The organism is Methylobacterium sp. P3_A11 (genome assembly GCF_056403155.1).
Map to the genome: position 1 here is coordinate 1 of NZ_JBFUGA010000141.1, position 12,181 is coordinate 12,181.

Here is a 12,181-nt window from a genome sequence, read left to right on the forward strand (position 1 = left end):
GGCCATAACCGCGGTAGCCATAGCGCCCATACCCACCTCTGTACCCGTAGCGGCCATACCCGCCACGATAGCCCGCCACGCCGCCCCGGAGGCCGCCGCGATAGCCGCCCGCCACGCGCCCTCCGTGGAACCCGCCCCCTCGGAAGCCGCCGCCCCGCATCCCGGCTCCATGGAATCCGCCCCCGCCCCGGAAGCCGCCGCCCCCGCCGCGAAATCCGCGCGCGTCCGCCGTGACGCTGGTCAGGATCAGGGCGCCGATGCCCGTTGCCGCGATAAGGATCTTGTTCATGGGGCTGTCTCCTCGCTCGGGATGTGCTGCGGCGGCCCGCGCCCAATCTGCGTGATCGGGGTGGACCCAGGGCCCGCGCAGCATCAACCCTTTGCTGTTGGGCACACTAACACCGGGCCGGACGCCCCGCTTGATCCGACGGGCCACACACGGCCCGCGATGTGGCGCTTCGTGACCGCAGACGAATGGGATCAGTTGCTCGCTTGTGCGACCTCAACCATGACATCCCCCAGGTAAAGTTTGATCCGGCCTATGCTGGCCGCACTTGGTCCTTTGATGCTGAAGCCGATCAGCTCTTCGCGTGCATGAACCCTGCGGATCAGAGTTTCTGCCTTCGCGGCCAACTCGCGTTCGGTCGGCGCGCGCAGGATGCTGTGTCGGGGGTTTAAATCCCTCCCTCGCTACCAACAATTAGGGCGTTCCTTGTTTTGGGACAGCCATTTAGGTTTCCATGCCCTGGACCTCGTGTCCGGGGCTTTTCCGTTCTCGGGCGGACTTCGGGCGGACTCTTCTGCACGCTTAGCCGGTGACTCGTCCGGATTCGAGTGATCGGGCGGACCGCCGGCAGCCTGCCCGGCCCCTCGTGTCCCGTCCGAGGCCATGCGGGACCTCGGAACTCATGCTACTTGAACCGATCGCCTGAAGGGCCGGCGCCCTTCTCGTCTTCGAGCATAAGGGCCTTTCGCACCCTGGGATCGATGCGACCTGGCCTGCGCAGCAGGTGGTTCAACTTGTACTTGAAAAGCCATCTCGGCGTGATGCGCGGACCGCCCAGCGCGCGGATCTTCGCGCACCAGTTACGCCCGCCCCCTACCGTATAGAGAACTCAGACCCGGAGCACATGGATCAGGACGTTGTCCGGCAGGTCGGGCGTCGCCACGGTGTCAAGGTAGATCTGGTTGACCGCCCGCGCTGCGGCATCGGCGCGGTCGACGGTGCCCTGCATCTTCGGCGTCGGGATGAACATGCCCGCGTTGTCGTCGATGCGGTGATTGCAGGCCTCGACGGCAGCCACCGCGATCCTGCTTGCCCACTTGGCGATTCTGGTGAATCTACTAATACCGACCGGTGGCAATGGGGACTTCAGGATTTTCTCAGCGGGGGACTGAGGGGTTGGGCCGTCCTCCGACGCATCAATCCGCGTCCGTGCCCGACCCGTCTCGAAGCGTCTTTGCTGCCCCTTCACCGCGGAAAAGAAGCGTACGCAAGCGCTCCCGCCCCAACACCCGGCCGAGTTCGCGGAAGGCGACATAGGGGATCAGCGCTACAGCCATGATCAGAACTACTGACGCAAATCCGCGAACGCCCCCGCCGCCGATCGTCGGCACACTCCCGGCCAACGTCTTTCCATGCCAGAGCCCGAGAGCCACTTCCTCTAGAGCGTAGGCGCACACCAAGAGCGCGGCAAATACGCACGATCGAGCTAGGATTGGATACGCCAGCGGTTGCCCCCGAAAAATAGGGAGGACATCAAGGCTCTCGCCCACGAGCATGATCTTGGCCAAGATCCAGGCATTGATAAAAGCCAGTCCGTAAAACCCGTACCCGATGCCGTGGCGCGACAGGACGATGTGCTCGTGAAGGATAAGCAGCCCAAAGACCACCCAGAGATAGCCGAAGATGCCGAGGATCCTCTTGGCCTCTGTGAGTATCCAATGCACGACCTGCCGTTTCCGGCCGCCAACATGATCCGCAGCCTCCGACGGTGCAACGGCCGGGGCGGGTGAAGACGAAGGCTGCGGATTGATGGACGATGTCAATAGCTATGCCCCATCCGTCGATCGTGCCGATCCATCCTCCGTTCCTGCCGGTTCACCTGCCGGTCCATCCGTCGCTCCTGCCGACCCATCCTTCTCTCGTGCCGACGCTCCATCCCGAGGGTCTGCGTTTTGAGAACCAACCCATCCGCCGCGCCAGACACTTCGACCGCGGGTCCAGTATTGCTGAAGGGAGAAGCCTTCGCTCCAACGCCCAGTCCGAGCGCGAGCGCAGCAGCGATAAAGGCCCTTGTCAATTTCAGATACGGCATAGCTCTCTCCCTCATCTCCTCAACGGCATCAGAAATGCCGCCATCATCCCATTCTCGCGGTTTCTCAGTGCGGCGCTTGATCGAAAGAGCCACGGCTTCCGGACGAACGAGGCTGTCGCAAAGCTTTTGTATTCCGGGCGTGTCGCAACGCGATCACGCCCTCTTTCACAGGGCTTTAGGCATACCTGCTCAGCTTGCCGCTTAGTCATCGGAGCCCGGCCCATGATCCTGAATGGCTTATGCGACCTGCGCAGTGCAGAACGTGGCCATCAGACCAGGAGCAGCGGGGTAAGTTTTAGTATCCACGTCGAAGCGGGCCGGTGCGCTCTGGGGCTGCGGTAGCGACGCACAAACGTCGCGCTCCCACCCTTCGCTTCCGCAACCGCAGCTGCCACCGGCAAGGATGCCAGCAGGGTCCGTCGGGACGCAGCTCGCGGCAGAGAGGTCGCTGCGCCCGGTCGAGCGCTGGTCGCCGGAACAGGCGTTTCCATTGCGGCACCACAGTCAATCAGTCGTAAAGTGCGGTGAACGATGGGCGATGATTGGAGCTGTGCCGGCCGCAAAACGTAAAAGCCTAAGCTGCGCCCGGGTATTTTGCGCTATAACTTGACTTCGGGAATAAGTTGGCTCGTTCTTGCGCGCGTCTCACGTAGGAGCGCCACATGAATGACAACATAGAAAGCCCGCAATATGATCACACGGAATTGACCGCCGATATCGTCGCCGCCTACGTATCGAACAATAGCGTTCCGATTACGGAACTTCCGGCCTTGATTTCCGGCGTCTACACGGCACTGTCCAGCCTCGGCCAAGTCGGCGCATCCGAAGCACCGTCGGCCGAGAAGCTCACGCCCGTGCAGATCCGGAAGTCGATCGCGCCGGACGCGCTGATCAGCTTCATCGACGGTAAGCCATACAAGACCCTGAAGCGGCACTTGGGCAGGAACGGCATGACGATCGAGGAGTACTGGGCGCGCTACGGCCTCCCCCAGGACTACCCTTCGACGGCCGCGAGCTACTCGGCTCAGCGCTCTGCGTTGGCTAAAAGCGCCGGTCTTGGCCAGCAGCGCCGGAAGGCCGCTCCGAAGGCGGCTGCCGTCGCTGAGACCATCGCTGAAGCCCCGAAGACCCGCGGCCGGAAGAAGGCTGCTGAACCCGCTGCGAAGCGGGAAGGCCCGCAAGCCGAGAAAGGTGAGGCCAGCAGCTGCCGAGTGAGCTGACCTTCGTAGGATTGCTACAGATGATAGGGGCCGGCCACAAAGGCCAGCCCTTGTCCGAGTTCGAGACGGATCAGGCGCAGACGGCGAGCGCGGCGGCGCTCGGCGGTGTTTTCGGTCGCGGCATTACCACAGCCGGACAGGGCGGCGGATCATCGTCATCGTCCCGCCGGCCGAGACGGACGTACCAACGCAGGTTCGAGATGTCGCCGGCCGCTGGGAGATGCTCGATGTAGGCTGGATGAACATCTGGGTCTTCTGCCGGTCCGATGGTGCCGGCAGCGCGACGACGCGGAACACGCGGGGACTGACCCGCTCGGTGAGGGCCTTGATCGTGCCGCCCTTGCTGGCGGCATCGCGTCCTTCGCACACAACGATGATGCGGGTGCCGGTCCGCTCGACCCCATCCTGCAAATGGCAGAGCTGCACTCAAAGTTTGTGCATCTCCCGCTCGTACCCCTTCCGCTTGAACTTCTTAGCGGCCCCGGCGTCGAGTGAACCCTCGTCGGGCTTGGCGGTCAGGATAAGCTGCTCGGCATCGTGCATCGTCGTGCTCCGGGTGTGCCGGCGCTCCATCCTGACAGTTCCCGCGCGCGCCGCTCGATCGGATAGGACGGCCCCTCGGGTGAACTGCGTCCTGTCCTCGGCTCACTTGGGCAGATCTAGGCCGGCGCAGCCAGAATCAGATTCAAATCTCTGTCGGGCAGTCGGAGAAAATGATGCCGTGAGCCGACGCCGGCTCACTGACTGTGCGACAGAATGATCGCGTCGTCGGTGACGATGCGTTTATTGGATAGAGCTGCTTCCAGAAATGTGGTTAGTCGGACGTTTCGTTTTCAAGCGAGACTTGTTGTACGTTAGGGAGATCAAACCTGCAGAAAACCCACCCTGATATCGGGGACCGCTGAGTTTTCAGCCGTCGGGCGTGGTATCGTCGGCCTTCCGCAGTGGAGGACACCTCCATGATCCGATTTGCTGTCGCTCTCGTGTTACTAGCCACCCCGGCGCTTGCAGCCCCCGCGCGTAGGCAGCCGACTCCCTCCACGGTGCAGCAGGGCAGCGATCCGGCTAATCCCGCCAGCACGGACGGGATGGCTGAAGCAGCTGAGAAGGAACGGGCTCGGGGCACGATGCAAAAGGAGCTCGACGCGCGACAAAAGGCGATGGACGCGCGGACGAAGAGGACGATCGRCAGCATCTGCAGGGGMTGCTGAGCGACTCATGCTGTTCTCGAGGTGCCGAACCTGCGGCASCTGGATCGATACAAACGCGCGGATCTGCACGACATTTGGTRCCCTGATTGGGSTARATATGCGCTCGAGCGCTKAGCCAGCCTCTGAAGTGCTCAGCTTCAGCGCCGCGCTCTTAGGCGCCTTCGTRGWRTTCCTGGTTCYGAAGTGGCTGGCGGCCCTGCTGTAGCGCCGCAGACCTATTCGCTGATCACTGAATGCTTTTCACACTCCGATGTTCGGGTAGGATGCCCTGACCTTTCAGGATAGGTCCCGATCAAGTGCCGTCCTGGCGCGCTCGGTCTCGGTGTAGCGCCCTCGGTTTGTGAGACACTGGGAAGGAGCCTACGCGGCGAGAGCCGCGGGTGAAAGTCGCTCCTTGCGCACAGTGGCGGGCGACCGGAAGCCGAGCCGCTGGATAAGCCAATTGGTGTTGTAGGTCTCCCGGAAGGCCAGGAGCGCGTGGCGCAAGGCTTCCAGGGTGTCGAAGCTCTGCACCCAGAGCAGGTTCTCCTTCAGCGTGCGGATGAAGCGCTCAGCGCAGCCGTTGCCTTCCGGCGCTCGCACGAAAGCGGGCGAGCTCGCCACCCCCAAGAAGGCGAGCTCAGTCTGGAAATTGTGCGCCATGTAGCAACCGCCGTGATCGTGCCGGACGCTCAGCCCGCGCGCCACGTCCATGGCGACGGCCCCGAAGTGACGGCGCACCCCCTGGCGCAGCGGCTCCAGCGCCTCGAAGCGAGTGCCGCGCCGGGCGGCATGCCGGCTTGCGGAACCAGTTCGCATTGGCCACGGCAATGCACCGTCGCTCGGCGTAGCGGTTTCCATTGCTCTGTTACGGAACAGCCAGCGTTAGCATGGTTTCGACCGCCAAGAAGGGACGAGTAGCACCTGTTCGGCACGGAAACAACAAAATACATCGTTTCCGATTGCTCGCAATACTGTTCTTCCTGGGATGCCATGAATTTTCGACCGGAGCGCTTTGCGGTCGGAGGCCATTCAAAGCTGCGCAGCCTCGACACCCGCGCACCGGCGGCTATCTTGACGGGATGAGGTGCACCCTGACTGCCTCTGCGTTGCTCTTTGCCGTTGGCTCAGTAGCGGCGGCGGATCAAAGCGGAGCCATACCGACGCGGGAATGCACTCCGGCCTACGTGGCCAAGTGGTCTCTCGACAAAGAGACGGCTCTGAGCAACCCGCCGAAGCGGCCGTGTTGGATGTGGACAGAAGCAGGTGCCTACGTCTGTTATCAAGCAGGTTGCGTACAGGCCCACGTGTACCTCAACAGCAGGCAGCCCTGAGTTGTCACGCCGGCTCACAGTTCGCCGCCATTGCGAAGGTGCGCCGACACCGTCACCAACTGCACGTTCGCCAGCGCCAGTCTGCGGCCTCGTCGCCTCTGCCCTGGCGGCTATCCTGCCGGAATGAGCGGACGCTTATTCGACTGCCGAGTATGGCGCTTCAGAACAACTTGTTAATGCCGCTGAAGCAGCGGACAGCCGTCGCGCGCCCGGCGAGGCGAGTGTGTTGTGTGGTCCTTATAGGATCCTAACAAAGATGCCGCTTGATCGGAAGAGACAATGCTTAGCGCGTATAAGCTTTTGTGTCAGGCGCATCTGAAAGACTAGCTTGATAAGCTGCGCCTATGAGCTCAGCGCAACTCGGCGCGATAGAGCTGCACGTGATTGAGCGCCTCAAATTTCATTAGCTGTGGGTAGACGAAATCAACGACGCGTTCTATTTATTTCGTTTTAGTTCGGCAGACCACGCATGGATGATCTTTCGCACTACGCGGCGGTCGAACGTATGCCTGACGGCTGGCCATTGGAAATYCGCGCGCTSCGGCCGGAYGATCGGGAAAGGCTGCTGAGTGCCGTCGAACATACAAGTGCKCAGTCGCTCTACCGCCGCTTCTTCGGCGCGAAGCGCCAATTCACCGACAAGGAGATCGMGTTCTTCCTAGACGTCGACTTCACGAGCCATGTGGCTTTGGTCGCGGTTGCGGAAGAGGCCGGCGAACGCGTGATCGTCGGCGGCGCTCGTTATATCGTGACCCAGTTCGGCCAAGCCGAGATGGCGTTCACTGTGGTAGACCGGTATCAGGGTCAGGGCATCGGTGCCGTGCTGATGCGGCACCTCATTGGTCTCGCCCGGAAGAGCGGGCTGGCCGAACTGACAGCGGAGGTTCTGCCGGACAACGCCCCTATGCTGAAGCTGTTCGAGCGGTGCGGACTACCCCTGAACATGAGGCGCGAGGCCTCGGCCGTCCACGTAGCTCTTCAGCTTACTTGAGCGCGCATCCGCGCATTGCGTCGCTCTCCGCGGAGGGCGGAGGGCGCCAGCGACGATGCACCTGCCCGTAAGTGCCGGATGTGAGCTGTTCTACGCGTCGGCCAAATTACGATTGCTTCAGTTGTTGAACTGGGCAAGCAGCGGTTGCCGTAATTACTGAATCGGCAGATTGAAAGCAGTCACCGCGTAATCTGCTGCGGTAGCCAGGAACGCGGAGGCGAACAGCTCCGTCTCTGAAAACTTGGTAACTGGATCGCCGAAAAGCCGCTGCGGGTGCGCCCACTATTCGAGGCTGACCTCGTCCGCACCGAACTCATAGGGTGCATATGCTGGGTGTCGGTAGGATGGGCCGACCGGAACGCGGGTGTAATAGCCGTGAACGGGTTCCGCCTGCATCTGCAACCCTGCGGGCACAGCACCATAATCATAATGCCGCCGATGTGATACCGTCCTAAAGCCACGTGCTCTATGGCTGACAACCAATGGATCATTACCTCCTATTGTGATTCGTGCGCTTCCTGAGCCCTCAGTTTCGATGATGCTGAATAGTGCTGCAGCATTTGAGGGGGATAAGCGAACACATCCGTGCGACGCCGCCCGGCCGAGCTGTCTGACGTGCCGAGTGCCATGGATCGCATGCCCGACCGACGTGAAGAAGACGGCATGAGGCATCGGTGCATTGTCGTACTTGCGAGAAAAGTACACCTTTTCCAGCCGCAAGGCCCTGAATGATCCGTTTGGGGTTCTGTGTCCCGGTAATCCGGTTGACACTGGCCAGTGATAGAGAGGCTGCCCATCAACGGAGACAGCCATCTGTTGGCTGGTTTGATCGATCCTAATGCGGACCTCGGCCACAGCTGGGAGGGAGAACACCGCCGTCAGCAACGAGCCCGACAATGTAGCGAGCGAACGGGAGCGCATGGTAACCCCTCAGGGGCGAGACGGCGAAGTCTTTAGAAATTACACGGTCGCACGCCTCAGGTTCCGTAATACGTGAAATTGTTTAGCTCGATGGAAGTGACGAGCGATCCAGGCGGGGTGGTCATAGCTGTTCTGGCGGTGCTCAGGTGGTTGATGCCAGCACTGGCGGCGAAGGCGGAACTCGCGTGTAGATAGGAGGGAAACCGGTACCTCTTCCCGGACGGCAGTAACATCCTCAACAAACGAAAGAATGTCAGTTGCAAACGGGCTCAAGATCTGCGGCAATAAGGCCCACGGTTTATTTTTCACTCTGCTTCAAACAGCAAAATGCAATTTCGATTTTTGTGGAGATCCAGCTTAAAATTCGACTCGCGGCCATCACCGTACATTCGGCAACTCTCCCCAGTTTCCACTTTCCAGCGCACCTGCTCCACCAGCGGCAAGCTGCGATGCGCAGCCGGCAGGGCATCCGTGTCGGCACGCTCGCCCTCGGCTGACTTCCGGCAATGAAAGCTTGGGCCGTACCAGGGCGCAATATATGCTCGCCAACGGATGCCGTGCGGTTTCCAGCGCCGTGACGAACACGGCCCGGACGTTAATGTGCACATGACGACCGGAGGCGACGAGCGGGACGTCTTCGAAGATGCCGATCGTGAGGATGCTGGCGTCATTGATATGCGTGACGAGTCGCCCGACGTACTCGACGATCCATGTCGCTGCCGCGTGAACGGCGTCGACATCATCGCCGTATGTCTGTCAGGCGGTCACATGCATGCTGGTGGCGCTCGAAACAGTATCCGCTTCCTGGCATCCGATAATGTACGATCGAACACGGTGCATCTAATCCTCATATGGGCTTCAATGCAGGATACAAAACGCGTTGAGAATGCCGTCATGAATCCAACACAGGCTCGAAACGGACCGAATTGTGATGAGTGTACGGAGACTTGGGCATATTACTGCATTTTGACCTCACTTCCGCCGCTAGTGTGGCCTTGGCGATACAGCTTGGCCGTATGTACGCTGCTACCCTTCCGCTGATTAAGCTTCAATCAGGGGAAAGCACCGTCATGAAGAAACTTCTGGCCGCGTTGTCCACGTTCACAGCCCTCGCCGGCGCCGCTTCGGCTGCCGACCTGCCGCGCCGCGCGGAGCCCCCGCCGGTGTTCACGCCCGTCCCGGTGTTCACCTGGACCGGTGGGTACTTCGGTTTCAACGCTGGCTATGCGTTTGACGCCAGCAGCCGCAGCACCGGCTCGGCCTTCGCGGTGCCGGTGCCCTTCGCGACCCCCGGAACTACGGCCGTCTTCCGCAACAGCAGCCAAGACGGCTTCTCGGGCGGTGGCCAGATCGGCTACAATTACCAGTTCAACCCTGGTCGGGGTGTGGTGATCGGCTTCGAGGCCGACGCTCAGTATCTCGGCTTCGGCAGCAACCGGAATAACGCCGTGATCGTCGGCGGCGCGCTGGCGCCGGGCTTCTTAGTCACTGACCCGCGCGGTCTCTCCAGCCTCGACTTCTTCGGCACGGTCCGCGGCCGTCTCGGCTACGCCTTCGACCGCACTCTCGTGTATGGCACCGGCGGCTTCGCCTACGGCTCGGGTAGCGCGAGCCGGAACTTCGGCGGGTTTGCTGGCAACGACAGCTTCCGCACCGGCTGGACCGCAGGCGGCGGCATCGAGTTCGCGCTGGCCAACGACTCGTTCCTGAACTTCTTCCGCTCCTCGGCKGTAACGGTGAAGATCGARGGCTTGTACGTGAACCTSGAYCGCRRCACYCGCAACCAGGGTGCGTTCGTGATCGACACCGTCAACAACGTCCCGGCCGTCTTCAACCCCGTCGGACGSCGCKCCGACGAGTTCGCCGTCGTCCGCGCCGGCCTGAACTACAAATTCGGTTCGTACTAAAGTCGAGCCAAGCCGGACCGCTCCCGACATTGCGTCGGGGTGTGGGCGGCGGGCGGCGAGGGACTGGTCCTCTTCATCGCCTCCTGCCGCGTAAGATGCCACAATTCGGTTGACCGTTGCATCCCCAGCCCGATCAACCTGGCCGCAAGGTCGGCAGCGCCTCAGGAGCACCCGCTTCTGGGGCGTTTGTCGTTCTGCAAAAGCCTGAGTCATTCACCGTACATTAGCGCGTGGCCGTCGAACGACGTATCAGACATCCTTTGCTGCGCCTCCGCGGTGCCCGCAATCGCCGCTTCACATCGAGCTGCGCCAGCAACTTGCCCAAGCGCAGGAGATGCTCATCGAGGCCGCAATTGACGCCGGGCATCTGCAGGCGCGGATCAGAGCACTCCAGGCGGAACTCGTCGAGGTGCGCGCCAACCGGGATGCATGGCCGGCGGAGGCGATGCGGCTGAAAGGTGCCGCGCCATGAACGGCCTGATGGAAAGCCAGTAGCTGCAACGGCTAGAGCGGGGTTCGTCCGATCGGAAGCTGCGCTGGGCGGCTGGGGGTTGGCGGGGCAAGGAGGAGAGACCATGCCGACAACCTTGTCCGTCGATCTGCGCCAGCGCGTGGCGTCCGCGGTTTCGTCCGGGGCGACCTGCCGGCAAGCCGCCGAGCGCTTCGGCGTGAGCCGGGCTAGCGCCAGCCGTTGGTCGCAGCAGAAGCGGCGCGTGGGCCACGTCGCGCCCAAGCCGCTGGGCGGCGACCAGCGCTCCCGCCACATCGAGGCTCATGCCGACCTCATCCGGCAGACCTACCAAGCCCGCCCGCAGGTCCTCCTGCGCGCGTTGCGTGAGGCTCTTCAGGAACGCGGGGTCGCGGTCAGCACCAGCTCTCTGTCGCGCTTCTTCGCCCGGCACCGGATCACGCGCAAAAAGGGGCTCTGCACGCAGCTGAGCAGGAGCGCGAGGACGTAAGAGCGGCGCGTGAGGCTTGGTATGAGGCGCAGCCCGAGCTCGATCCGGACCGTCTCGTGTTCCTGGACGAGACGGCGGCCAACACCAGCATGGTCCGCCGCGATAGTTGGGCTCCGCGCGGCGAGCGCTGCCGGATCGCGGCGCCCGCTGGTCATTGGAAGACCACCACGGTCATCGCCGGGCTGAGGACGAGCGGGCCCGAGGCGGTTGCGCTGCTGGACGGGCCCGTGACGGGCGAGCGCTTCCGAACCTACGTGGCCGAGACGCTGGTCCCGACCCTGAGGCCGGGCGACACGCTCATCCTGGACAACCTCGGCGTCCACAAGGTGGCAGGCGTGCGCGAGGCGATCGAAGCAGCCGGAGCCCGGCTCTTGTACCTCCCGCCGTACTCCCCTGAGTTCAACCCGATCGAACAAGCCTTCGCAAAACTCAAAGCGCTCCTGCGCAGCGCGGCGGCGCGCACGGTCAGCGATCTCTGGGCGGCGATCCACAAAGCCTTCACGCGCTTCTCGCCCGAAGAATGCCGCAACTACTTCACAGCTGCCGGCTACGAGGACGACGCTTGTGCTTCAAACTGATTGGGCCGCGCTCTAGAGCGTGTTATGAACCAGCCAGCGACGAATATTTGCATCAGCTGATGCGCCTCTGACGCAAATTCCCGGTCTGATCTTTGGGGAGCTTGGCGCCCGGGGCTGAATGCTCCGCTCATGAAGAGCAACCATAGCACGGCCGGAACTAGCTACTGCTAGACGCGAGTAAAATCAGTGACTTACTGGGCTGCAGGTTCATAACAGCCTCTAGGGCCCAGGCGGGTCCGGCATGTTGTGCCGATACGACCAGATGAGGCCCCACTTCGCGCTCGTCAGCGTTGCCACGCCCGGCTGGTTTCCCAGGAACCTGCCCGTCAGCTCCGTGGCCTGGGCAATCGCGACCTGCATCGTGGTAGCGTCGAAGATCGCGTTCTCGACGTCCACTCCCCCACGGGGTCGGTGCCGAGCAATCCGTAGCTGGTACTCCGGGGCAGAAGGCATGGAGCTGAAGCCTTCACTCCGCTTTCGGCTTCGGCTTCGGCCGGGGAAGCTCGACGATTTTTCCGGTGAGCGGATTGAGGATGTGCAAAGCGGTACGCCTAACGCAGGAACAGCCGACCTCTACCGGATCACGACGAGATCGAGGCCGCAGGTAGAATTGAGCGTAGATCGTTAAAGATTGGCGCTCCTCACGGCTCTCGCGAATTACATCGCATCGCCGCGGGCTAGTTTCGCTGATTGAACCAGATTGCCCGGGGTCACGTGCTGAAGACAGGCTGATGCCAGGGCGATTTTACGCTGGGGCATGATC

At 62.2% G+C, this 12,181-nt stretch carries 10 protein-coding genes and 3 pseudogenes; 5 read left to right on the forward strand and 8 right to left on the reverse strand.

Translation table 11 applies throughout. From position 1 onward, the window contains the following. The 4 genes and pseudogenes from AC1DXK_RS27875 to AC1DXK_RS27890 all read right to left on the reverse strand — a co-directional run. A pseudogene (locus AC1DXK_RS27875) lies at positions 1 to 289 on the reverse strand (hypothetical protein); the annotation flags it as partial. 191 nt (positions 290 to 480) lie between these two features. Continuing rightward, positions 481 to 633, reverse strand: coding sequence for a hypothetical protein (locus AC1DXK_RS27880; protein ID WP_477299513.1), 153 nt, complete (start codon positions 631 to 633; stop codon positions 481 to 483). 482 nt (positions 634 to 1,115) lie between these two features. Then, on the reverse strand, positions 1,116 to 1,304 hold the full coding sequence (locus AC1DXK_RS27885) for a hypothetical protein (RefSeq protein WP_457104583.1): 189 nt from the start codon (positions 1,302 to 1,304) through the stop codon (positions 1,116 to 1,118). A gap of 118 nt (positions 1,305 to 1,422) precedes the next feature. Further along, positions 1,423 to 1,950, reverse strand: a complete 528-nt coding sequence (locus AC1DXK_RS27890; RefSeq protein WP_457104582.1) for a hypothetical protein — start codon at positions 1,948 to 1,950, stop codon at positions 1,423 to 1,425. A 1,030-nt stretch (positions 1,951 to 2,980) separates the two neighbouring features. On the opposite strand from AC1DXK_RS27890, the gene AC1DXK_RS27895 reads away from it, so the two are divergent. Then, entirely contained in the window at positions 2,981 to 3,538 is a 558-nt protein-coding gene (locus tag AC1DXK_RS27895) for a Ros/MucR family transcriptional regulator (protein WP_457104581.1), read from the forward strand. Between the two features lie 169 nt (positions 3,539 to 3,707). Here AC1DXK_RS27895 and AC1DXK_RS27900 read toward each other — a convergent pair. Both AC1DXK_RS27900 and AC1DXK_RS27905 read right to left on the reverse strand, forming a co-directional pair. After that, positions 3,708 to 4,081 (reverse strand): annotated as a pseudogene (locus tag AC1DXK_RS27900) (polyphosphate kinase 2 family protein); the annotation flags it as partial. A gap of 1,028 nt (positions 4,082 to 5,109) precedes the next feature. Then, positions 5,110 to 5,523: pseudogene (locus tag AC1DXK_RS27905) on the reverse strand (integrase core domain-containing protein); the annotation flags it as partial. A 1,008-nt stretch (positions 5,524 to 6,531) separates the two neighbouring features. Between AC1DXK_RS27905 and AC1DXK_RS27910 the strand changes: the two are divergent. Then, positions 6,532 to 7,053: an N-acetyltransferase family protein gene (locus AC1DXK_RS27910; protein WP_477299514.1), complete on the forward strand. Its 522-nt coding sequence runs from the start codon at positions 6,532 to 6,534 to the stop codon at positions 7,051 to 7,053. Between the two features lie 282 nt (positions 7,054 to 7,335). Here the strand turns inward: AC1DXK_RS27910 and AC1DXK_RS27915 are convergent, their stop codons facing one another. Further along, on the reverse strand, positions 7,336 to 7,974 hold the full coding sequence (locus AC1DXK_RS27915; protein WP_457104596.1) for a L,D-transpeptidase: 639 nt from the start codon (positions 7,972 to 7,974) through the stop codon (positions 7,336 to 7,338). A 1,070-nt stretch (positions 7,975 to 9,044) separates the two neighbouring features. Here AC1DXK_RS27915 and AC1DXK_RS27920 point away from each other — a divergent pair. The 3 genes from AC1DXK_RS27920 to AC1DXK_RS27930 all read left to right on the forward strand — a co-directional run bounded on the left by AC1DXK_RS27920 (position 9,045) and on the right by AC1DXK_RS27930 (position 11,418). Continuing rightward, positions 9,045 to 9,881 (forward strand): outer membrane protein, encoded by an 837-nt coding sequence (locus tag AC1DXK_RS27920; protein WP_477299516.1) that lies wholly within the window; start codon positions 9,045 to 9,047, stop codon positions 9,879 to 9,881. Between the two features lie 334 nt (positions 9,882 to 10,215). Next, positions 10,216 to 10,353, forward strand: coding sequence for a hypothetical protein (locus AC1DXK_RS27925; RefSeq protein ID WP_210028614.1), 138 nt, complete (start codon positions 10,216 to 10,218; stop codon positions 10,351 to 10,353). A gap of 103 nt (positions 10,354 to 10,456) precedes the next feature. Next, a protein-coding gene (locus tag AC1DXK_RS27930) for an IS630 family transposase (protein WP_457104597.1) occupies positions 10,457 to 11,418 on the forward strand; the annotation gives its coding sequence in 2 pieces (ribosomal slippage) (positions 10,457 to 10,793 and positions 10,793 to 11,418; 963 coding nt in all). A 219-nt stretch (positions 11,419 to 11,637) separates the two neighbouring features. Here AC1DXK_RS27930 and AC1DXK_RS27935 read toward each other — a convergent pair. Continuing rightward, positions 11,638 to 11,814, reverse strand: a complete 177-nt coding sequence (locus AC1DXK_RS27935) for a hypothetical protein (protein ID WP_477299515.1) — start codon at positions 11,812 to 11,814, stop codon at positions 11,638 to 11,640. Positions 11,815 to 12,181 lie beyond the last annotated feature (367 nt).

Coding starts and splice junctions, on each gene's coding strand:
- AC1DXK_RS27925 (WP_210028614.1), top strand. CDS start 10,216: ATGCTCATCGAGGCCGCAATTGACGCCGGGCATCTGCAGGCGCGGATC.
- AC1DXK_RS27895 (WP_457104581.1), top strand. CDS start 2,981: ATGAATGACAACATAGAAAGCCCGCAATATGATCACACGGAATTGACC.
- AC1DXK_RS27915 (WP_457104596.1), bottom strand. CDS start 7,974: ATGCGCTCCCGTTCGCTCGCTACATTGTCGGGCTCGTTGCTGACGGCG.